This is a genomic window from Kiloniella litopenaei, assembly GCF_000982415.1.
Lineage (GTDB): Bacteria > Pseudomonadota > Alphaproteobacteria > Kiloniellales > Kiloniellaceae > Kiloniella > Kiloniella litopenaei.
This window is the reverse complement of sequence record NZ_LANI01000020.1, coordinates 99,933-122,419: the sequence shown is the minus strand read 5'-3', so window position 1 is coordinate 122,419 and position 22,487 is coordinate 99,933. Positions and strand designations below refer to the sequence as shown.

The window sequence follows — 22,487 nt, the reverse complement described above, 5'->3', positions numbered from 1 at the left end:
AAATGTGACCATTTCTGTTAAATTTACTCATTATTCGCAAAAATAAACCATCGCGTGCAATTCCATGATAAGCTCATCATTTAATTCTTTAACTAACGGATACGACACTTTGTTCAGAATCTTTATTTTTGGTTTTCTACTATTCACGTCCTCTAACAGCTTTGCCGGGCAACAACTGACGAATAAAGAGCTTGCACAACTATGTAATTCCGAGGACCGATGGTATGGCGGTCTGTGTAACGGCTATATTACCGGTACGGTAGAAAGCCTGTTAGAGATGCGAGAACAAGGTTTGATTGCAGAGGCTTTTTGTTTTCCTGCCAACACACAACGGGGGCAATACATTGATCTCATTCGGCAGTCATTTGCAAACAAAGCTGAGACACAATCAGCATTTGAAAACATTGTCTTAACATTAAGGGAAAAATATCCGTGTGAGTGATAGCACAGGGGAAAAAAAATTATCTTCTGAAAGACCCAGCAACCTCAAAGACTTGATTGCCGTCATTTCTTGTGTGTCCATCGCTGGCATTAGTATGGGGTTTACCCTTCCATTGATGACTATTTCCCTCGATCGTGATGGGAGCAGTGGATCATTCATAGGATTAATCGGGTCCATGCTAGGAATAGCCATTGTGCTGTTCTCGCCTTTTGTTCCGGCCTGTATTTCCTATCTGGGCATGAGAAAATTTGTCATCATATGTATGATTGGTGAAACCCTCATGTTTGTTTGCCTGTTCCTTTTTCCCGATCCTGTTGCATGGGTTATCATACGATTTGTTATGGGTATGGCGGTTGCTGGCATTTTTATTGGAAGCGAGAGCTGGATAAACCACCTTGCTATCTCTTCTCACCGGGGACGTATTCTCGCCCTGTTCAATATTTCTTTGGGCCTTGGCTTTGCGTCCGGTCCCTTACTTCTTATCATGACGGGTACAGACAGCTGGCTCCCCTATATAACCGGGGCCTGTATTTGTTTTTTCGCGACCCTTCCTCTACTGGTGGTAAAAGATCCAGAAATGGATTTGGAAACTCCGGGCAGCTTTAATCAGTTTTCCTTTATCCTGATTGCCCCAGCCTATTGCGCAGCTGTTGTGCTTGCCTCGGGGACGGAGACATTAATGGGAACCTTTTTTCACTATTACGGTTCCAGAGTTGGCTATGCGCAACCCCAGATGCATGTCATGTTAACCTTGTTCTTCCTGGGGGGGCTGGTTTTTCAATACCCGATTGGGTGGCTGGCCGATCACATGAACATTCCCCGTTTGCTTCTTATTCTCGGGTTGGTGTGCATTGCGTGTATCATTCTGACATTCCAGTTTTCCCACATAATCTTTCTTTTTAAATTTCTCTTATTTTGTTGGGGGGGAATTTTAACATCTATCTACAACACGGTTCTCACTGCCGTCGGGCACGAATACAAAGGCGCTGACTTAATAGCCGCAAACGCAGCATTTGGATTTTTGTGGGGTATAGGTGGTTTAATGCCTCTTATTGGTGGGCAAGCAACCCAAGCTTATCAAGGTAACGCCCTAATATACGTGTCACTGGCACTGACGTTACTATTTGTCATTCTGATGGCTGGCTCTTTGATAAATTCCAAAGTAGGAAAGAAAAACTACAATTAACTGGTTTTCTTCGTCAGTTCTTTCCATTGAACCTTTTTACGATAGATTGTCGAAGGATTGATATTCAACAAGCTGGCGGCCTTTACAACGTTGCCATCACATCTTTCAATCGCATCTTCTATTGCTTCTTTTTCAACCATCCAAAGCGGTAGGATTTCTGTAGTTCCCTGTGTTTCAGTAAGTTGATTGGCGACATAAAGAGCGCTGGCATCAGCGGTCAATGCGCTGCTTGCACTATCAGAAGTGACCTGCCCCCCATTTTCCCTGTGTTCGACAAAGCTAGAGTTGTGATTTCCCAAGGAAGGTAACATCTCAACGGTTAGCACCTTGCCTTCGTTCAAAACAATTGAATTTCTTATCACATTTTGTAATTGACGAATATTGCCCGGCCAATTGTAACTATTAATCACCTCAGTTGCTTCGGCAGAAAAGCTTGTGAACTCTTTTCCTTCTTCCTTGGCATAGTCAACCAGAAAAGACTTCGCAATTTCCAGTATATCCTGATCACGATCTCTTAACGGCGGAAGGTGAATAGGAATAACATGAAGACGATAATATAGATCTTCTCTAAACCGTCCGGCTTGAACTTCTTGCAAAGGATTACGGTTGGTCGCACAAACAATCCTGATATTTACCTTTTCTAGCCGCGTACTCCCAACTTTATGGAAAGTTCCGCTCTGAATAAAACGTAAGAGTTTTGTTTGCAGATCAAGATCCATTTCACAGATTTCATCCAAAAACAAAGTTCCGCCATCTGCCTGGGTTGCAGCACCGTCACGATGACCGATCGCCCCGGTAAAGGCTCCTTTTACATGGCCAAAAATCTCTGATTCCATTAAATCCTTTGGAATAGCACCACAATTAAGGGGAACGAATGGCTTGTCTGAACGGGGGCTAGACTTATGAATAGCGTCCGCGCAAACTTCCTTTCCTGTCCCACTTTCACCGGTAATAAATACGGTTGCTTTGGAAGCCGCAGCAGAATCAATCGTGCGGTAAATAGACTGCATAGCAAAGGAAGAGCCTATAAAACCATAGAACTGCGTGCGTTCCTTGATGGCTTCCACCATCTCGGATAACTGCATATGTTTCAATGCGTTACGCACAGTGACGATTAACCGATCAGCAGAAAAAGGCTTTTCCAGAAAGTCATACGCCCCTAATCGCATTGATTCGACAGCGACATTCACAGATGCATTGGATGTGATAATCACGACTGCGATGGGTAATTTTCTCTCCTGAACCATACGCAAGATTTCTATACCGTCCATGTCCGGCAATTGCAGATCAAGCAAAATAACTCTGTATCCACCGCCCTCCAATTCTTGGAGAGCCTCTTTTCCAGACATTACTTGTGTCGAATCATAGCCAGAGCGTTTTAAATAGCTTGTATAAACAGCAACAAGCGAAGCCGTATCTTCAACAAGTAAAATAGAGGGTCTATCTGCCATCAAATATTGTACCGATCAGGAACTGTTATTCAGTTCAACAGGAATGACACAAATGATACGAAGGAACATACGTCTTGCCAAGGGCTTGTTCCAAGTCAGTTAGTTAAGCCCTTTTACTTTCAAGTAATGGCATTTTACAGAACAGGTAATCAACAACACCACAAGGCAAGACGCGTTTGTTCTTTAATTATCTTGGTAGGCTTTCATAGTTAGTGAACCAATGTCACCAACATCAGCAACAAGCTTAAACGCCGGCTCGTGCTCGCCACGTCGACAGGCTTCATTAATAAGCCGCATACGTTCCTGTAATCGCAGAGCGCCAAAAGTACCACTCACACTTTTTAAAGTATGACTTTCCCTTTCCAGCTCTTGAACATCATGAACACGTGCCGCATCAAGAACACCAGCAAGATGCGTTCTTAGATCTGTGCGAAACTGTTCAACAAGGAAGGGAATCGTCTCTTCCCCAACTTCATTTGACAAGGACCGGAGAACCCGCTCATCCCGAATAGGATAGGATTGATCCAGTGCTAGTGTGTCTAATTCATTTATCGAGCTAATTTTCCTGTGCTCCCCTCTGAAATTGGTACGGCAACACCAATTTTTCAGGATTATAAATCCTGGCAGTTAAGTCATGAACACGTGCCGCAAAGAAACCTGTTTTCTAAATAAGGGCAACAGAAAACAGATATCTTGAACGGCTCTTGAAGAATTATAGCTATCAAATATTTACACAGTATAAAAGTCAGGAATCCTACATACATCAAATGTATGGCATCAAATGTATGGAAGCTTCACAGCAACCTAAATTAAGCATGTATGAATAGGATCGAATTTAGGTTTCGTTATGTCGCCGTAACATCGTAAGTGGCAAGAACTTTCCCTGAAAGCGCATCTTCACAATAGAGGCTCACATCATATCCCCACAATTGTGCAATCCTACGCATCACCTGCTCGGCTTCCTTGCCATCTATAGGAACATCATCATGCACCATGTGACGCAAGGTAATGGCCCGATCACCTTCGAATTCCACATCGGCAACCTGTATATCCAGCGTCATCGCAGAAACAGTATAGGATTTTGCCAAGGCACTGCGAATTTTTTTATATCCGCGACTATCGTGAATGGCATCAACCTTTAAATGAGGGAGAGAGGAATTATCATGAATCTGGAACAACCTGAAATCCCGAATGAGTTTCGGGCTCAAAAACTGTAGGATAAAGCTCTCATCCCGGTAGTTTGCCCAAGCGTCCTTGAGAACTTCAATCCCCTTCTTCGATCCTGCTATATCGGGAAACCACTGCCTGTCTTCGTCAGTCGGCTCATGGCATATGCGATAGATATCCTGCATCATGGCAAAACCTAATGCATAAGGATTAATCCCATTCCATCGCTGGTCATCAAAATCCGGCTGTGCCACGACACGACTATGATAGTCAATAAATTCCAGCATTGCTCCTTCGGTAATCAGGCCCTTATCAAAAAGCCTGTTCATAATGTAGTAGTGGCAAAAACACGCACAGCCTTCGTTCATGACCTTGGTTTGCTTTTGCGGATAAAAATACTGGGCAATATTCCGAACAATACGTAAAATTTCACGCTGCCATTCTTCCAGTATGGGGCTGTGCTTTTCGAAGAAATAAAGAAGGTTCGCTTCCGGCAATCCAAACTTGGCCATGTTAGCTTCCTGGCGTTTGCTCTTTACCTCTTCATCCTCAACGTCAGACCCTTTATGCGGCAGTGTCCGCCAAATATCCCGATAGTCGCTACGTTTATGTTCTTCCCGATCAGCTATGCGCTGTTGCGCCATTTCTCGGGACATGGGTACAGGCCTTGAATAGTGATCGACAGCATTTTCACGAAGTGCATGTGCCGCATCCAATAGCTCTTCCACGGCTTCAACACCATGTCGTTCTTCACACTTGCTGATATATTCCCGGGCAAAATGCATGTAATCTAGGATGGCTTCGGCATCTGTCCATTGCTGAAACAAATGATTATTTTTGAAAAAATGATTATGCCCAAAAGCAGCATGGGCCACGACCAGTGCCTGCATAGTCATGGTGTTTTCTTCCATGATATAGCTGATACAGGGGCTGGAATTTATCACTATCTCATAAGCGAGACCGCGCATGCCTTTACGATAATAGAATTCATCCTGAACAAAGCTCTTACCGAATGACCAGTGGTTATACATTAATGGCATTCCGATACCTGAATAGGCATCCAGCATCTGTTCAGACGTTATAACTTCTATTTGGTTGGGATAAACATTCAATCCCAACTCGGTATTCGCAATTTCTTCTATGGCATCATAGACACGATCAAGCTTCTCAAAGCTCCATTCTGCACCATCGTAAAGGTGTTTGGGTGGCTTCTCTACTTTCTCTGCCTTTGCCATAGGAACTCCTTTCTATAGCGCGATAAACAAACCGCTTCTAATCCACCAAAAGATGACAGGCCATTTAGCTGTCCCCGGCATTCTCCTTGGAAAATAAATCTTGAAAAACAGGAAAAATGTCATTGGGTTTGACAACTCTTCTCATCGCAAACTGCTCAAATCCTGCCGTAAGCTGCGCATAAATCCGCCAGAGATCCGTCATGTTTTGCTCATCTTTAAAGATCTCGAGTTCCTGTTCATCCATGACTTCGATGTAGGCAAAATATTGACAGGCGGGCAGGATCACATCCCCCATGATGGCCAGACACTTTTCCCGGTCACTGGCAAAATTATCACCGTCCGATGCTTGCGCGGCATAGACATTCCAATCCCCAAGAGGGTAACGATCTTCCAAAACTTTCTGCATTTCTTCCAAGGCAGAGGAAACAATGGTTCCACCCGTTTCTCTTGAATAGAAAAAGGTCTCTTCATCAACTTCTTTTGCCATGTGTGTATGGCGAATAAAAACCAGCTCGACCCGCTCGTATTGCGTTGTAAGAAACAAGTGCAAGAGCATAAAAAATCTCTTTGCCAGGTCTTTCATGCTTTCGCTCATGGACCCGGAAACATCCATCAAGCAGAACATGACAGCACGTGTGTTCGGTTTTGGAATTTTTGTGAAGGATTTATATCGAACATCCAAAGGATCTATGTAAGGGACAAACCGGCGGCGATGTTCCAGCTGTTCCAGCTTTTCCTGTAACTCTTTCAGCTTTTTGGTTTTGCGCCCTCGCGCTTCCAAATCCAAAATCTCTTCACGGAGTGTATTGAGTTCCTCGCTGCCAGGTCGTTTCATGGAAATGCGCCGGGCCAGGCTATGACGCATTGTCCGCTTCAAGTCCATATTACTTGGTGACCCAACACGCACATAGCCTGCGCGCTGCTTTTCAAATTCAACGTCTTCCTTCAAGGACGTTTTTACGAGATCTGGCAACTCCAAATCTTCAAAGAAAACATCCAGAAACTCTTCTCTTGAAAGAGAGAACTGGAAACTATCTTCTCCTTCACCATCTTCACTGGCTTTTTTACCACCCTGCCCCTCGCCACCTTTTGGCGGACGTTTTATCTGATCTCCTGTCGAAAATTCTTTGTTGCCGGGTAGGACACGGTCATGTTTGCCTTTTGTATAATCATATTTGAAACGTGGTTCATTTAAACCTTTAGAGGGAATGGTTATACGGCCATTGTGACCAATATCGGTTACCTTTCCACCATTCACAGCTTCTTTTACTGCCTTGCGGATCTGGTTTTGGGCACGGCGAATAAATCTCTGCCGATTGGGTAAACTCTTACCCTTTGGATTTAAACGCCTGTCAATAAAATGCATCATGCTGTTTAACCCATCCTATCCATTGCCTCCCAAGATCACGATCAACGCCCTTAACCTGCTTTATTCACACGCATGTACCAGTCAACCAGACGATGAACCTGTCGTTTGCTATAGCCGCGATCAACCATCCGATCGACAAATTCATTGTGCTTGGATTCAGTTTTTTTGTCTTTTTTGGAACCAAAAGAGATCACAGGTAACAGGTCTTCCACCTGACTGAACATGCGTTTTTCAATGACTTCACGCAACTTTTCATAAGATGTCCAACGCGGGTTTTGCCCTTTGTTGTTTGCTCGCGCACGAAGGGTGAATTTCACGACTTCGTTTCTGAAATCCTTCGGATTTGAAATGCCTGCTGGTTTCTCAATTTTTGACAATTCCTGATCCAGAATACGCGGATCCAGCAATTGCCCGGTATCTGGATCTTTGAAATCGTGCCCTTCAATCCATGCATCAGCATAGGATATGTAACGGTCAAACAAGTTTTGCCCAAAGTCAGAATAGGATTCCAGATAGGCTTTTTGAATCTCATTCCCGATAAATTCTGCATAGCGAACAGATAGATATCCCTTGATAAATTCAAGGTATCGTTTCTCTATTTCATCCGGGAATTGTTCTCTTTGAATTGCCTGTTCCAACACATACATCAAATGTACGGGATCGGCGGCGACCTCATTCGGGTCATAGTTAAATGTTTCCGCCAAAACCTTAAAGGCAAAACGGGTAGAAACACCATTCATGCCTTCGTTTTGTCCCGCAGCTTCTCTATATTCCTGGATTGGCTTTGCGTTTGGATCAACGTCTTTGAGATTATCACCGTTATAAACACGCATTTTAGAGAAGATATTGGAATTCTCATGCTCTTTCAGGCGTGTCATTACACTGAACTGTGACATCATTTCCAGGGTCGCCGGGGCACAGTGCGTTTCGCTTAAATCACTGTCTCTCAGCAGTTTGTGATAAATGTCTGCTTCCTCATTCGCCCGTAAGCTATAAGGAACCTTGATCACACACACCCGATCAATAAAGGCTTCATTATTCTTGTTGTTCTTAAAGTTTTGCCATTCAGATTCATTCGAATGCGCCAGAATGATGCCCTGAAAGGGAATAGCCCCCAGATTTTCTGTTCCCACATAGTTGCCCTCTTGAGTTGCAGTCAACAAGGGGTGCAGCATTTTAATGGGTGCTTTGAACATCTCGACAAATTCAAGAAGGCCCTGGGTCGCCATGTTCAAACCGCCACTATAGGAATAGGCATCCGAATCATTTTGGCTATAATATTCCAGTTTGCGAATATCGACTTTTCCGACTAGCGTCGAAATATCCTGATTATTTTCGTCCCCGGGTTCTGTTTTCGAAATACAGATTTGACGCAGCTTTGACGGATACATCTTCACCACAGTGAATTTGGAAATATCTCCCTCAAACTCTTCCAAACGCTTGAGCGCCCACGGAGAAATCAAACCGGTCAGACGATGTTTGGGAATATGATATTTATCCTCCAACAGGTCGCCCATGGTCTCGGGATTAAACAGCCCCAACGGAGATTCAAAAATAGGACTGATATGATCGCCGGCCTTCAAAACATAGACGGGACAGTTTTCCATCAGGATCTTCAAGCGTTCAGCGATAGAAGATTTACCGCCGCCAACCGGCCCCAATAAATAAAGAATTTGCTTCTTTTCTTCGAGCCCTTGAGAAGCATGTTTGAAAAACCCAACAATGCGCTCTACGGTTTCTTCCATACCATAGAACTCACTAAAACTTGGATAGCGCTTGATCGTCCGGTTCATAAAGATCCGGCCCATGCGCTCGTCCTGACTGGTATCGAAAAGTTCAGGCTTGCCAATAGCATCCAGCATTCGTTCAGCAGTTGAGGCGAACATACCCTTGTCTTCACGACACCCGGACAAGTAATCCCTCAACGACATTTCGCTTTCTTGCCGGCTATCATATAGCTCGGAATAGGCTTCGAAAATATCGGTCTTGGGCATTATGACCTCCTCTGTATATATTGGCGTAACCTGTGATGCGTTCCTTCGTAAAATCAGCCTGTGTCATTCATTTGAAAAAAAGAACTTTGGAAGGCTGAAACCAAAATCCATCAAAAAGCGAACAAGAAAATCAATAAATTCTAATCGCTTGATACTGCTCTTATATTTTTTACGCTTCACGTAAGAAGCTGGATTAACTATTTTTGTTTTTATTTCATAAAAAGTTCAATCTATGAAAAAAGCCCCGGTTAAATCATGGGGGTAAACCATGCGATAAAACCGGGACTTTGTTCGGAACCTATATACGAAACCTGAAAAAGTCTCTATGCTCTATATTCGTTCGCAACCAAAGCAAAACGATCGACATCAGATTGGCTTGAATTAAAAGACATAACCAAGCGAACCACTGATCTTTCTTCCCCCGGTACCATTTCATAAAACTCAAAACCTGCATTTTTGAGAGATGTCACCATCGCTTTTGGCATGGTCAAAAACAAAATATTGGCTTCCACAGGGTGAATAAATTCAATAGCAGAATGATTAGACAAAAGCTTCGCCATCCGCTGTGCCATATCATTGGCCTGTCGGGCATTATTCCGCCATAGATCATTGTCCAGATAAGCTGTTAACTGCGCAGACAAAAAGCGCATTTTGGAAATAAAATGCCCCCCGCGAACGCGCCTGTTTTCAAGCTCCTTTATCTTTGCGTTCCCAAAGAACACAACCAGTTCAGCACCCATTGCTCCATTTTTGGTCGCCCCGAATGAAAGAACATCAACGCCGGACCGCCACGTAAGATCTGCCGGCGAGCACCCTGTTCCCACAACTGCATTGGCAAAACGCGCGCCATCCATATGAACCTTGAGATCATTCTTTCTCGCGATATCTGTAATCGCCGCAATTTCATCTGGTTGATACAGCGTTCCTGCTTCTGTTGTTTGCGTCAAGCTGACCAAAGACGGTTGTGTATGACGAGGAACTCCCCGACCAAAAATTGCGTCTTCCAATGCCCTGTCAGAAAATTTCCCATGATCGCCAGACAATGGAATAAGCTTTGCTCCCCCTGTATAAAACTCTGAGGCTCCGCACTCATCCACATTGATATGAGCTTCTTTGTGGCAATATATGGTGCCAAAACCAGGTGTCAGAGAAGCAATCGGTAAAACATTGGCCGCTGTACCGCTAATAACCGGGAAAACAGTGACATCAGTTTCAAAAATCTCGGAAACTTTATCCTTTAGACAATCAGTCCACCGATCTGCACCATAGCTCATTGCCGCATGATCATTGTTTGCTTGTATCAATGCATCCATGATTTCTGGTGATACACCAGTTACATTATCAGAGGCAAAATTAGTCATAGAGCACGTCCCACAATCTTTTTATTACTCAAAAAAACTCAGTCTGCAGAAATATCAATCTGCCAACCACCGATTTTCGTTCCATTCCTAGCATTGTAAAGTTCGACACGCTGACAGTTACGGCCCAGTTCGCCATCAAATCGAAAGAGAACGCGACCTTCGAGTAACTGCGTATCAGCCAAGCGACAACCAGCAGGGACCTTGATGGAAACAGTATCAAAAGGCTTGCCCGATTTATCAAGCAACGTTCCTGCGGCACTATCATCGGAAAGTATTTCTACTTCTTCTTTTTTCTTTGAAAGAGTACCATCGCTTAATCTTGTCGAGATCGTGTAGATAACAACGGCAAAACCGACAACCAATAGAACAGTCATGATAGCAACGGCTATCTTAATAGCTTTCATCTTGTACAACCCGCGAGTAAAAGGAAATCATGTAATAAGCGAGCAGTGTCTGTTCGGCAAGCCAGAGCAGCCAAAAGAAAAGCCTACACGAGGAAAATATGCCAGATAACGGCACAAATACGAATGACGCACAGATATATAGCTTGACCGTTTCTGATATTGAAAAGAAACAGCGCCTTGATCGTTTTCTCGTTCAACATCTTCCTGACCTGTCCAGAAGCCGCTTGCAGGCTCTCATTACCGACAAGTGCCTGACCATTGACGAAACAATAGTCGAAACGCCTAACTATAGATTAAAACCCGGACAGAAAGTTAGCTTGACCGTTCCTTCAGCCGCAGATCCAGAACCTGTTGCTCAAGACATTCCGCTCGATATTGTTTATGAAGACCCTTACCTCCTGATCGTGAACAAACCCTCTGGCATGGTTGTCCACCCCGCCCCCGGAAATAGTGATGGAACCCTGGTCAATGCACTACTTTACCACTGCGGAGATGATTTTAAAGGTATTGGGGGCGTACGCCGTCCTGGCATTGTTCACCGAATAGACAAAGACACAAGTGGCTTAATGGTTGTCGCAAAAACAGATGAATGCCACCAGGGGCTGGTACAGCTTTTTGCCACTCACGACATCGAACGAAGCTATAACGCAATTGTATGGGGGTTTCCAAAACCTTCGGCAGATGAAATTAGAGGTAACATCGGCCGCAGCCCGAAAAACAGAAAAAAAATGGCCGTGGTCCCCACAGGAGGCAAAAGGGCCGTTACCCATTACAAAACCCTTGAAGTTTTTTCGCATGGTGCTGCCAGCCTCATAGAGTGCCGTTTGGAAACCGGACGCACCCATCAAATCCGCGTTCACATGACCCATATCGGACACCCTCTTCTAGGAGATCCGCTCTATGGCAACCAAAGCCAGAGTAAGATCAGAAACCTTCCAGCAAAAGCCCAAGGACTTATGAAAACCTTCCAAAGACAGGCTCTTCACGCCAAAACACTTGGCTTTATTCACCCGATCACAAAAGAAAATCTATCCTTTTCAAGTGAACTATCAATAGATTTGAAAGATTTGATTATTAGTTTATAATAATTAAAAATCGCATTTAGAATTAAGTTACCTCTTGTGCACCGCGGCATGACACACCATATGTATCATCACGCAGAGAATTGCCGTTGTGAGCATCGCATCATAACTAGCTATTAAAAGGGGAACGTAAAATGGTATCATCAAAAATCCCAGCCCTGACACCAGAGGGAAACCTGTCACGGTATCTACAGGATATCCGCAAGTTTCCGATGCTAGAGCAAAACGAAGAATACATGCTGGCGAAGCGCTGGCGTGAACATGACGATACCGATGCGGCCCATACTCTCGTTACCAGTCACCTGCGCCTCGTCGCCAAAATTGCTATGGGTTATCGTGGTTACGGATTGCCCGTTTCAGAGCTGATCTCTGAAGGCAATGTTGGTATGATGCAGGCTGTGAAGCGCTTTGATCCGGAAAAAGGTTTCCGTCTGGCAACTTATGCTATGTGGTGGATCAGGGCGTCGATTCAGGAATACATCCTGCATTCATGGTCTCTTGTCAAAATGGGAACGACTGCTGCGCAGAAGAAGCTGTTTTTCAACTTGCGCAAGCTAAAGGGGCAAATGTCCGCGATCGACGAAGGCGATCTGTCCCCTGAACAGGTCACACATATCGCTGATACGCTTAAAGTTTCCGAAAACGATGTCGTCCAAATGAACCGTCGTCTTGCCGGGCCAGATAATTCATTAAACGCCCCATTACGCATTGATGGTGATGGCGAATGGCAGGACTGGTTGGTTGATGAAACAGAAAGCCAGGAAGTTCAGTTTGCAGAATCTGAAGAGCTTACCAAGCGTCGTGCTTTGCTCGAAGACGCATTGCAAACCTTGAATGAACGGGAAAGACATATCCTCCAGGAACGTCGTCTGAAAGATAACCCGACTACACTGGAAGATTTATCCCACATCTATGACATCAGCCGTGAACGGGTCAGACAAATTGAAGTTCGTGCCTTTGAAAAATTGCAAAAAGCAATCAAGAATGCCGCGATCGAACAAAAGTTGGCAAGCTCCTAAATCGGTTTAAAAGAACTCAAGAAAGCCAGTTAGATCCGTTTAGCTGGCTTTTTTGTTGCTCACGTATAATGGTACCGGACATTTTGATTATTCCTATCTGAAAATTTGCTGGAAAATGACCTGTTGAAAAGCTAGTTTCCCAAATCAGTTAGTGAAACGAAAATTAGGCGCGCCATGACTTCCTCTGAAAACACATTCGAAGACAATCTTCCCAAATGGATGTGGTTATGGCTGCCAATTATTCTGGCATTATTGCTGTTGCTAACAGGCCTTCTTCTTCCCGGACAGGTTTACAATGATTGGATCGGGAACGAACGAACCGGTATTCTTGAGACATCACATGCGATCATTCCTGCCATATCCTTTCTATTGGCTGTTCGCATCATGCTACATACAAACGTCCCCACCTTTTCATTTCTATGGTTCTGGATTTTACTTGCGGCCTTGGGCAGCTTTTATATGTCAGGCGAAGAAGCAAGCTGGGGGCAACATTGGTTTCAGTGGGATACATCTGCCGAATGGTCCAAAGTAAACGATCAGGGGGAAACCAATTTTCATAACACCAGCTCTTGGCTGGACCAAAAACCACGAACGATTTTGGAAATTGGCATTATTATAGGTGGCATTGTTCTGCCCCTGATTTTTCGACGCCAACCAAATCTGAGAAATCATCCAAAAGCGATCATTGTTCCTACCCTGGTTCTGCTTCCTACGGCAGTCATCGCAGAAACGACCCGTATGACAGAACGTTTGCTCGCTGCGCTGGATGTCCCTTTTCGTTTTTTCCAAAGAGCCAGTGAGGTTCAAGAACTTTTCTTTGCTCTTTTTGTTCTCTTCTATCTGATCATAATTTTAAAGAGAGTAAGAAAACTTAACTGACTTCTTCCTCTTGGGGTTCAACCCCTTCTTCGGGAGCAACAGTAACTGATTGTTTAACGCCGTCTCCCCATGCATCGATCAAGTCATCTTGATAACGACGAATAGCTTTGATCTTGCCGTCCGTCGAGATGCTCAAATAGCTGGACACAAAGATCGGAGTTCCCAGATAAAGAACCCATCCCAAGCCAGCAGCACCATAGGCAATCATCATATTCCATGGGTCAGAAAGTGCACTGAAAGCCCCATCAAATGTCTGCCCACGCTCCCAAAGCTCCATTAAAGGCGGAAGAACACCGCAAAAATTTGGTAAACTTATCGTCACTGTAAAATAGCGGTGCGGATTACGATCAATCACATAGACGACCAGACTGGGCACCATTAAAACAGCGAGCAAAATCGCCGATGGCATAAGTACTGCTGCCAGCACAAGAATAATTAAAAGAAGAGGTATCCGACCCATTTTTCCCTCTAAAAAACCCAGGCGATCGTCATAAAGACCAATGCCAAGCTGGAACACACGCCAGAAATTACCGCTGATGTCTTGTCACTAACAAGTCTAACATTCTCATCAGAAACAAGTCCCCCCTGTTCAAGCCACGTCGCCTGCGCTTCTAGGTTAGAGAAAATCATTTGTGCCTGATCAAAGCCTGTTTGGTCCTGGTCCTTAATTTGAGAGTTATCCAAAATCGACTGTAATGTTGTTAATTTACCTTCTGCAGTCGCGTTATCAACAGCTTCGCGCAATTGTTTTCGGAAAGCCGTATTATGAAAATTCTCAACAGAATCGATCAACAAGTTCGCCATATGGGCCGACAATGCAGGTAAACTAGCTGGACCGAACTGCTTTTGCATGTCTGATAAAATTCTTAATGACGCCCCGTTATAAACATCACGATTAAAAGGATCTTCGAAACGCTTTAGTAAGGCATCAAAGTTTCCACGCATATGGTTCAGGGCAAAGGCCAAGATGTGCCTATCAACTGGGGCACCCTCTATCCTTCCCGAAGCAACCATATTTTCCAAAGCAGGTAACAGATTTTTTATATCGTCAACATAGTGATCGCCCACTAACGGAGACATACAGGGCCATCCTTCGTTACCAGCATATACGGCACGCTCCATCCCATATCCCGGAACCATGCTTTTTACATTTTGGGCCAAGTGTTCAATCTGTTTAATTATGGCAATAAATTCGGGCTTAGTTCTCGTTTGCGAGGTCACCCAAGCCTGTGATAATTTCATTCTGATAATATCAAGGAATTGCTCTACTTTACCGGGCTCAAAAAATTCCAATGCAATTGCTTGGGCAATGGCATCAACGCGAACGGCAACATCCTTGTAAATAATTGGCGCAGTGGGGTCTAATGCCATAATAGAGGCAGACACAGCCCTGTCCTCTCCACTACCCGTTGTCGCCAAGGCATGAGAAGTCCGTTCTGCGAGGACAATAAGGTCGCCCATATCATCATTTGAAAGTGCACGTCTAACCCAAGAATCAAGATGATCAGATTGAATAAGTGCTTTGCTTTCAGACCAGTTCAATCTCATCGCATTCGCAAGCATTGGTGCTGTCAGGTAATCTTTACCAGCAAATGAAATCGATCTGACAGCCTTTGGGGGCAAAGGAACCTGCTTGGGGCTTAGGTGACGACCATTCGCCCACATTTCAATGTCTTGCATTGACCAGCGTTCATATGGATCATCACTTAACAATCCGCGCAAGGGCTCCATTAATTTCAGCGGCACACGCGTTTGCCCTACAAGAGCACCATAAGATCCAAGCTTTATTTTAGCTTCAATAATCTCTTCGTCAGACTTCCCTTTGAGAAGAGAGCCCCCCATGGCAAGCTCAGCCAGAAGAACACCAAACGAGTAAAAATCATCAAGGACGCCACCATCACCACGCCCAGAGGGGGCCGCCATCCCTGAATCAATCGGTTCGTATAATACTGGTTGCGCATAGGCCGCCGGAGTTGAAAGGCATTCTCCCAACATGGCCCTGCCATCTGATGACATAAAGATATTCTCAGGGCGGATAGCACGATGCATCAGTGTTCGGGAAGAAAGTTCCCTGAGGGCTGGCAATAAATTATGTATGACCCCACCGATAATTTTTTCTTCGTCTATTTTCGGAACTGGATGACCTGCTTCTGGTATGAGAGGTTTCCCAGATGGTCGTTCATATACCAGAACAAAACGACGTACGTTATCTTCGGGAAAGACAACAGTTCCGGAACCCACAGGTGTCATCATAACTGGACAGGCGACCCTGCTCATTAACCTGATCATAGAAAAACGCGGTGCGGCTTCTTTCTGACAAATTAATGCAAAAAGAGAATTGTTCCCCTTAAGACTAGCGGCCGCAATTGCCAGCGTTCCCGGCGATTGCAATTCGGGCAGACGTTCCGCAGGCAACAACCGAAACTTGTCCTCAAACTCTACAGGCTGTTGTAGATGCGCCAATTCATTGGCAATTTCCTTGATATGAGCAGGCATTACTTCCTCAACCCGAGAACAGGCCCCCCGGCCTTCACAACACAAAATATGAATACTGTTCTAGAGCTATAACAGAGAAAGGTAAAAAAGATAGTTAACAAAAAATATATAACGCCTTTCAAATCATAAAAAATAGGAACTGACATAGATAAGAGTTAATTTAGCTTATAAAAAAACAGTGCAGCTGTGTTGCGATTTACACAGGATAATTCACCTGCCGAACCTGCACAGAAATATTTGATAAGCTCTTTTTGAATATTTATAGGAAGACGAGACCTTAGATCAACCTTAACCATATGACATAAATAACTTTTTTCAGTTATCTATGTCAGCCCCTAATTCAATATGACGATGAATTTAAAAATCTCACGATTACGCACAATAAACTTATATGTAGAATTATATTTCTAAGTTAAAAATTATAGCGTCTTGCCAAATATCTCAAAAATGCAGCTAACTTTGCAGGACGTATTGGCTTATTATAATAACTGTAACCCTTTCTTTTTGTAACAGCTTCAATTTCTGGGTCTGTGTTACCTGTCAAAATTATTCCTCGCCCGCGATCTTTTTCCTGAAGTAAAGAGTCCAAAATATCCAAACCAGTTATGTCACTCTCCAACTCATAATCAACAACATAGGCAAGGGGCTGTATTTCCGCTGTAGTTAAAAATCTGTTTAGTTCCTCGCTACTTTGCGTCGCAAAAACCTTGCACCCCCATTTTTCAAGTAGCCCCGTCATAGCCATAATAATTTGAGGGTTATCATCAAGAAAAACAATCGTTTGATCCTGCAAAACATTCTCACTTATTGTGTTTTCTGAAAGAGAAATATTTTGCTCCAAAGACATGGACACACTTGCCTCGGCTACCTCAATGCTAAAGCAAGAACCTTTGCCAATTTCCGATGACAAGTTTATTTGTGTCTCTAACAAAACGGCCATCTGTTGAGCGATAGCCAACCCCAAACCAAGTCCCTTTTCAGATTTATCACCATTACGGTAAAATTCTTGAAAAATCTGCTGTTGTTGCTCTTTCTCAATACCACGGCCACTATCTTGAACGCTAATTATCACGCCAGGTGACTTAGATACCGCCTTAAGTTGAATCCCCCCTTTTTGCGTATAACGAACGGCATTAGACAGCAGGTTTCGTAAAATACGATCCAATAAAAGCGGTTCACTTTTAACAAAAAGTTCACTTCCCTCAATTGTAAGATTCAAGCCTTTCTCTTTTGCAAGTATCGCAAAATCAGTCTCTAAAGCAGAAAAGAGGTTTTTTAGACCAAAGGTGCGAAGCTCAACGGCAAACTCTTCTGTTTCCAACTGGGAATAATCAAGAATCGATTCAAACAGATCATTCATATGTTCAACCGATCTTCCAATGTTTTTTAAAACAGGATTTTCTGTTTTATTGGAATTTCGGTCCAACAAGGTTGCGACAAAAAGGCTGATTGCATGAAGTGGTTGACGAAGATCGTGGCTTGCTGCTGCAAGAAAACGGGATTTGGCCTGATCAGCTCGGACAGCTATGTCTTTGGCTTCTTCTAATTCCTCTTCGCGTCTTTCAATAACATCCACAAAAAACTTAAAAGCCTTGGTCATGTCAGTTATCTCATCATTCCCAGAACTTACAATTGGTGGGCGTTGTCCCGAGGCATGAGAGATCATTGTTCGGTTTAGATTAGCCAACCGCTGAACAACCGACTTGTTAATATGTAAAAAAACAAGAATTGCCGCCACAGAGCTTAAAAGAGACATAAGCAAAAAATAAGTGCTACGATCCTGTGCCGTATGATCAAGCTGTTCACTTCGATCCAAAATATTGTTTTGTAATTTACGGGTTAAATTTGACGCTGATGCCACAAAACGATCAGCTACAATTTTATTCTGGCTGACAGTGCCTTCCACCAAATCATCAAGTTCAAAAGATCTGTTTTTTAACGCAATAATCCCCCTCTCTCCCAGAGCTAACATCTGCAAATTTCGTATTAGTTTTTCAGCGTCTGATTGAGCACCCCGGGGAAAAGTGTTCGATAGCTGGATAATTTTTGTTAAGTTCTTGAGGATGGTTGTTTCAAATTTTTTTAAATCCAGAGGGAAGTCACTGGCTGCGGCAATCGGAATCAACAAAAGAGAAGATGCAAAAGAATTATGCCAGATTTGATAAATATCTTCACTCCCCCCTTGGGAAAACTGGGCACGAAAAGCAAACAGATCTTTATTCAGATTAGAAATTTCATTAAATATCCGCTTTGTCTCTATCGTATTCAACGCCCTCAGCCTGACCAACTCTGCAACGGTATGCAGATTTTCTACCAGTATTCCTTTTAGCTCTCGAAATTGCTGAACATCTTCTTGAGATTGCCCAGATTGAAGCTCTGCAAGTATCTCCTCTAACCAAGCTTCTTGGTCAGCCACTCGCAAAAGAACCGCCTGTCGAGTACCTTTACTATTTGTTTCCAGTAACGTTGGTGCAAAGGATGCCAAATTAGCAGAAATCTGGTTCAACTTAGCCCCAGCAACCACTTTGGGTAAATCATTGCTGGTGAAATCAGTCAGACCTTTTCGTAATTCATGGAAAGAATAAAGAGAAACAAGACTTGCCCCTGCAATTAAAATCACCATACAGCTTAAACTAGCCAGCACCCGCGTAACAATTCTGGGTCCTGAAAAGTTTACTTTCTCATCATTAGAAATGCTCATCCCAGATCTACCCTGGCATTATCGTGCAGGTAAAGCATACATAAGGCCGCCATTGGTCCAGATATTGTTCAAACCGCGCTCTATTTTAAATTGTGAATTCTCTCCTAGGTTTCGATTAAAGATCTCTCCATAATTACCGACATCCACTGCTTGCCCACCCCGTATCAAGCCCTAATGCTTTACCCAATTCATTATTATCACTAAACAACCGGGAAGCTTGGGGAGGAAGCTCCTCTTTCTTGGCGACAAAATTCTGAGAAGATATGCCGAATTCCTCGCCGGCAATCGTCGTATTAATTACCCACTTTACGATATCAAACCATTGATCATCGTCATTTCGAACAGCAGGTGCCAAAGGCTCTTTTGAAATGACATCTGGTAATATGACATAGTCATCCAAATTTGGTGCCAAAATGGCCGCACCAGCCTGCAGGTCAATTCGATCCGATGTCATAAGGTCACATCGACCGTTAAAAAAAGCATCCCATCTTCCCTGTTGAGTTTCCAACACAAGCATCTTCAAATTTGACTGATTACGTTTGAGATAATCGGCCAGATTAAGCGCACTGGTTGTGCCTGAATTCACGCAAATCGTCCCCGCCTGGGCCTCGTTCAACTGCGTGATACCAAGCTCTGACCTGGCAAGAACCCCCTGAACTTCGTAGAGCGTAATTCGTGTGAAATTAATTTCCATCGCAGCATCCCGGCCTAAGGTCCAGGTTGTTGTTCTGGTTAACAGATCTATTTCGCCCTCTAGCAAAGTGGTGATACGATTTTGGCTATCAACAGGAACAAAACGAACCGCCGTGGGATCACCCAAGGTAGCCGTGGCCACTGCCCGACAGAAATCTACGTCAAATCCATGCCACTTACCCTGAATATCACGCTGGGCAAACCCAAAATCATGCTCCCCAACACCGCAGGTCAGATACCCCCGCTCTTTAACCTTCTCAAGGGTTGAAGCTGAAACCCTCTCGGTAAACAAGCTCAGCCCCAAGATAAGGAGAAAGGCCGCAGAATGGAAAAATCTTTCTTTAAACACGGTCTAGCATCCTTGAATAAGTTCCCCCGTGAAATGACTATATCAAAGCCCCTCTGAATATACAGCGGTGTACGACTTTAGTCTTATAAATAACCCTAAAGATTACGACTTTAGTCCCTCTATCCAATACCTCTGTCCAATTGCGGACCCCCGCTTTTTTGCGGAATGATTGGATCAACACGGCCAACAAAAAACATTCTCCGTAAGTTAAGAGAAGAAAAAATTCATGTGCTGTGTCGAACAGGAATTTTTAATACAGAGGCGTTCAATGAAAAAATTAACTGCAAAAAAAATCTCTGGCTTAATGGCTGCCAGTCTTGCCCTTTTTGTGACCCAGGCCAGTGCAGGAACACTGGATGATGTAAAAGCACGTGGGCATATCAACTGTGGCGTCAGTGAAGGCGTTCCCGGCTTTTCTAACCCGAACTCTGATGGTGTCTGGTCAGGACTAGACGTCGATATGTGTCGTGCAGTATCCGCTGCAATTTTTGGCGAAAGTGACAAAATCAAGTTTGTGCCACTTGCCTCAAAACAAAAAATTCTCGCTGTCGTCACAGGACAGGTCGACCTGACATCCCGGACCACAACCTGGACAATGAAACGTGATACCAAAGAAGGTGTCGATTTCACCACTATCGTTTTCTATGACGGCCAAGGCTTCATGACCCGTAAAGATCTCGGTGTAAGTAGTGCCAAAGAACTTGATGGTGCAACCGTTTGTGTAACATCAGGAACCACAACAGAACTCAATCTTGCCGACTTTGCCCGCGCCAACAGCCTGAACTTCGAACCTGTTGTTTTCGAAGGTAAAAAAGAAGCTGTAAACGCGTACCGTTCGGGCCGTTGTGACGCACTGACAACAGATAACAGTCAGCTAGCCTCTTTCAGAACGACAATGCCTGACCCAAGTGCTCATGTGCTTCTGCCGGAAATCATTTCCAAAGAGCCTCTTTCTCCGTTGGTAAAGCATGGCGACAATCAATGGAAAGACCTTGTAACCTGGACAATCAATGGTTTGATTACTGCTGAAGAGCTAGGTGTTACCCAAAAGAACGTTTCCGATCTGGGTGAAGCACAACGCAACAACCCAACAGTACAGCGCATGCTCGGTGCTTCAGGTGAATACGGCAGCTATATCGGATTGGAAAACGACTGGATGGTTAAAGCAATCACCGCAGTGGGTAACTACGGTGAAATCTTTGATCGCAATCTTGGCAAAGACAGCCCACTCAACTTGCCACGCGGTACCAACGCATTATGGCAAGACGGTGGTCTTATGTATGTAGCACCGCTACGTTAATCTCCCTTTTGCTTTGACTTGTACGGTTCGTTCAAAGCAATAAACGGCAAGAGTAGTTTTCACCGACCAGTGGCTACTCTTGCCACACGAACAAGAGGATCCACCGCCCAAGTAATGCGGTCGTTAAAAGCACTGCTTTTACCCCATCCTTCTTGATCATCCTTCCGACCAAAGGTTAAACAATGTCGAAATCTACCAGCGCGCGCCTTGGTGGGCTGTTTTCCTATCGCAATTTATTGTCCTGTTTCTATCAAACACTGACAGCAGGAATAGTCATTGCATGTGCTTATTATCTTCTACTCGCAACCCAGGAAAACCTCGAAGCACGCCACATTGAATCCGGATTTTCCTTTCTTTCCCAAGAAGCAGGCTTTCCCATTGGTGATTCCCTGATTTCCTATAGCCCGTCTGATACTTACGGACGAGCCCTTCTGGTCGGTATCATAAACACCTTTTTTGCGGCAATCCTCTGCATTATCTTTGCAACTATCCTGGGGATCGTTATGGGGGTTGCCCAGGTATCCGGTAATCCTCTGATTGCCCGGATGGCCGAGGTTTATGTTGAGGTGATGCGTAATATCCCCGTTCTTTTAATTCTTTTGTTTGTTTACGGTGTCGTTCTGGTCGGTCTGCCGTCTGTCAAACAAGCGATTGAATTCATACCCGATGGTTTCCTTAGTCAAAGAGGAATCTTTGTTCCCCGTCCTATAGCCGGCGAAAACTTTATCTACCTGATGATTGCTCTTGGCTTAGGCATTGTCGGAACAGTTTTTTTTCTTAAATGGGCGAAGAAAACCCTAGACATAACAGGAAAAAGTTTTCCGACAATATGGATTTCCTTGGCTCTCATCATCATTCCACCAGTGATTATTCAAGCGACTTTTAGCGACGTCCTGACTTGGGAAGTACCAGAGCTTAAAGGTTTTAATTTTAAAGGAGGCTGGGTCTTCCGTCCCGAATTTGCCGCTTTGGTTTTTGGGTTGGTCCTCTACCGGGGAGCCTTTATTGCCGAGAATGTCCGCAGCGGCATCGTTTCCGTTCAAAAAGGTCAGCGAGAAGCCGCGACAGCACTGGGATTATCACCAGAGCGAACCATGCGTGATGTCGTTCTCCCCCAAGCCCTTCGTACGGTAATTCCTTCAACGACCAATGATTATGCAAGCTTGGTCAAAGACAGCTCTCTGGCCATAGCCATTGGTTTCCCAGATATGGTGTCCGTTGGGGGAACCATGATAGGCCAGAACGGACAGGCCATAGAGGTGATCGCGATTTGGATGGGTATTTATCTCTGTATCAACCTGATCATTTCCTTGCTGATGAATATTGCCAATAACAAATTCCAACTCGTGGAGCGCTAAT

At 44.2% G+C, this 22,487-nt stretch carries 18 protein-coding genes; 7 read left to right on the top strand and 11 right to left on the bottom strand.

Annotated elements, in window-relative coordinates; all coding sequences use genetic code 11:
- Positions 1–109 precede the first annotated feature (109 nt).
- Together WH95_RS14020 and WH95_RS14015 are read left to right on the top strand one after the other, a co-directional pair.
- Positions 110–442 (top strand): Rap1a/Tai family immunity protein, encoded by a 333-nt coding sequence (locus WH95_RS14020; RefSeq protein WP_046508333.1) that lies wholly within the window; start codon positions 110–112, stop codon positions 440–442.
- Entirely contained in the window at positions 435–1,628 is a 1,194-nt protein-coding gene (locus WH95_RS14015; RefSeq protein ID WP_046508331.1) for an MFS transporter, read from the top strand. Before WH95_RS14020 ends, WH95_RS14015 begins: the two co-directional genes overlap by 8 nt.
- Here WH95_RS14015 and WH95_RS14010 read toward each other — a convergent pair.
- The 7 genes from WH95_RS14010 to WH95_RS13980 all read right to left on the bottom strand — a co-directional run bounded on the left by WH95_RS14010 (position 1,625) and on the right by WH95_RS13980 (position 10,609).
- Positions 1,625–3,079, bottom strand: a complete 1,455-nt coding sequence (locus WH95_RS14010) for a sigma-54-dependent transcriptional regulator (RefSeq protein ID WP_046508329.1) — start codon at positions 3,077–3,079, stop codon at positions 1,625–1,627. The genes WH95_RS14015 and WH95_RS14010 overlap by 4 nt on opposite strands.
- 183 nt (positions 3,080–3,262) lie before the next feature.
- A complete protein-coding gene (locus WH95_RS14005; RefSeq protein ID WP_046508326.1) occupies positions 3,263–3,562 on the bottom strand; it encodes an Hpt domain-containing protein in 300 nt (99 codons plus the stop codon).
- A gap of 362 nt (positions 3,563–3,924) precedes the next feature.
- Positions 3,925–5,481 carry a SpoVR family protein gene (locus WH95_RS14000; protein ID WP_046508324.1) on the bottom strand — a complete coding sequence of 519 codons (1,557 nt, stop codon included), beginning with the start codon at positions 5,479–5,481 and terminating at the stop codon, positions 3,925–3,927.
- A gap of 64 nt (positions 5,482–5,545) precedes the next feature.
- Positions 5,546–6,850: a YeaH/YhbH family protein gene (locus WH95_RS13995; protein WP_046508322.1), complete on the bottom strand. Its 1,305-nt coding sequence runs from the start codon at positions 6,848–6,850 to the stop codon at positions 5,546–5,548.
- 50 nt (positions 6,851–6,900) lie between these two features.
- Entirely contained in the window at positions 6,901–8,844 is a 1,944-nt protein-coding gene (locus WH95_RS13990) for a PrkA family serine protein kinase (RefSeq protein WP_046508320.1), read from the bottom strand.
- A gap of 323 nt (positions 8,845–9,167) precedes the next feature.
- Positions 9,168–10,205 (bottom strand): threonine aldolase family protein, encoded by a 1,038-nt coding sequence (locus tag WH95_RS13985; protein ID WP_046508318.1) that lies wholly within the window; start codon positions 10,203–10,205, stop codon positions 9,168–9,170.
- 38 nt (positions 10,206–10,243) lie between these two features.
- Positions 10,244–10,609 (bottom strand): hypothetical protein, encoded by a 366-nt coding sequence (locus WH95_RS13980; protein WP_046508316.1) that lies wholly within the window; start codon positions 10,607–10,609, stop codon positions 10,244–10,246.
- Positions 10,610–10,707: 98 nt separating this feature from the next.
- Here WH95_RS13980 and WH95_RS13975 point away from each other — a divergent pair, with 98 nt between their 5' ends.
- The 3 genes from WH95_RS13975 to WH95_RS13965 all read left to right on the top strand — a co-directional run bounded on the left by WH95_RS13975 (position 10,708) and on the right by WH95_RS13965 (position 13,589).
- Positions 10,708–11,694: an RluA family pseudouridine synthase gene (locus tag WH95_RS13975; RefSeq protein WP_046508314.1), complete on the top strand. Its 987-nt coding sequence runs from the start codon at positions 10,708–10,710 to the stop codon at positions 11,692–11,694.
- Between the two features lie 131 nt (positions 11,695–11,825).
- Complete coding sequence (gene rpoH, locus WH95_RS13970) at positions 11,826–12,710, top strand: RNA polymerase sigma factor RpoH (RefSeq protein ID WP_046508313.1); 885 nt, start codon at positions 11,826–11,828, stop codon at positions 12,708–12,710.
- A 174-nt stretch (positions 12,711–12,884) separates the two neighbouring features.
- A complete protein-coding gene (locus tag WH95_RS13965; protein ID WP_046508311.1) occupies positions 12,885–13,589 on the top strand; it encodes a hypothetical protein in 705 nt (234 codons plus the stop codon).
- Here the strand turns inward: WH95_RS13965 and WH95_RS13960 are convergent.
- The 4 genes from WH95_RS13960 to WH95_RS13945 form a co-directional block, all read right to left on the bottom strand.
- The gene (locus WH95_RS13960) at positions 13,582–14,049 is read right to left on the bottom strand and encodes a hypothetical protein (RefSeq protein ID WP_046508309.1); all 468 of its coding nucleotides are present in this window, start codon (positions 14,047–14,049) and stop codon (positions 13,582–13,584) included. The two genes, WH95_RS13965 and WH95_RS13960, sit on opposite strands and share 8 nt — an antisense overlap.
- A gap of 8 nt (positions 14,050–14,057) precedes the next feature.
- Positions 14,058–16,085 (bottom strand): serine/threonine-protein kinase, encoded by a 2,028-nt coding sequence (locus WH95_RS13955; RefSeq protein WP_046508307.1) that lies wholly within the window; start codon positions 16,083–16,085, stop codon positions 14,058–14,060.
- Positions 16,086–16,497: 412 nt separating this feature from the next.
- Complete coding sequence (locus WH95_RS13950; protein WP_162199390.1) at positions 16,498–18,213, bottom strand: ATP-binding response regulator; 1,716 nt, start codon at positions 18,211–18,213, stop codon at positions 16,498–16,500.
- Positions 18,214–18,919: 706 nt separating this feature from the next.
- Entirely contained in the window at positions 18,920–19,828 is a 909-nt protein-coding gene (locus WH95_RS13945; protein WP_052742034.1) for an amino acid ABC transporter substrate-binding protein, read from the bottom strand.
- A 268-nt stretch (positions 19,829–20,096) separates the two neighbouring features.
- Between WH95_RS13945 and WH95_RS13940 the strand changes: the two genes are divergently transcribed.
- Both WH95_RS13940 and WH95_RS13935 read left to right on the top strand, forming a co-directional pair.
- Positions 20,097–21,128: an amino acid ABC transporter substrate-binding protein gene (locus WH95_RS13940; protein WP_046508303.1), complete on the top strand. Its 1,032-nt coding sequence runs from the start codon at positions 20,097–20,099 to the stop codon at positions 21,126–21,128.
- Positions 21,129–21,310: 182 nt separating this feature from the next.
- A complete protein-coding gene (locus WH95_RS13935; protein ID WP_052742033.1) occupies positions 21,311–22,486 on the top strand; it encodes an amino acid ABC transporter permease in 1,176 nt (391 codons plus the stop codon).
- The last annotated feature ends 1 nt before the right edge of the window (position 22,487 follow it).

Coding starts and splice junctions, on each gene's coding strand:
- rpoH (WP_046508313.1), top strand. CDS start 11,826: ATGGTATCATCAAAAATCCCAGCCCTGACACCAGAGGGAAACCTGTCA.
- WH95_RS13965 (WP_046508311.1), top strand. CDS start 12,885: ATGACTTCCTCTGAAAACACATTCGAAGACAATCTTCCCAAATGGATG.
- WH95_RS13960 (WP_046508309.1), bottom strand. CDS start 14,049: ATGGGTCGGATACCTCTTCTTTTAATTATTCTTGTGCTGGCAGCAGTA.
- WH95_RS13975 (WP_046508314.1), top strand. CDS start 10,708: ATGCCAGATAACGGCACAAATACGAATGACGCACAGATATATAGCTTG.
- WH95_RS13985 (WP_046508318.1), bottom strand. CDS start 10,205: ATGACTAATTTTGCCTCTGATAATGTAACTGGTGTATCACCAGAAATC.
- WH95_RS13980 (WP_046508316.1), bottom strand. CDS start 10,609: ATGAAAGCTATTAAGATAGCCGTTGCTATCATGACTGTTCTATTGGTT.
- WH95_RS14000 (WP_046508324.1), bottom strand. CDS start 5,481: ATGGCAAAGGCAGAGAAAGTAGAGAAGCCACCCAAACACCTTTACGAT.
- WH95_RS13935 (WP_052742033.1), top strand. CDS start 21,311: ATGTCGAAATCTACCAGCGCGCGCCTTGGTGGGCTGTTTTCCTATCGC.
- WH95_RS13995 (WP_046508322.1), bottom strand. CDS start 6,850: ATGATGCATTTTATTGACAGGCGTTTAAATCCAAAGGGTAAGAGTTTA.
- WH95_RS14010 (WP_046508329.1), bottom strand. CDS start 3,079: ATGGCAGATAGACCCTCTATTTTACTTGTTGAAGATACGGCTTCGCTT.
- WH95_RS13990 (WP_046508320.1), bottom strand. CDS start 8,844: ATGCCCAAGACCGATATTTTCGAAGCCTATTCCGAGCTATATGATAGC.
- WH95_RS13940 (WP_046508303.1), top strand. CDS start 20,097: ATGAAAAAATTAACTGCAAAAAAAATCTCTGGCTTAATGGCTGCCAGT.
- WH95_RS13955 (WP_046508307.1), bottom strand. CDS start 16,085: ATGCCTGCTCATATCAAGGAAATTGCCAATGAATTGGCGCATCTACAA.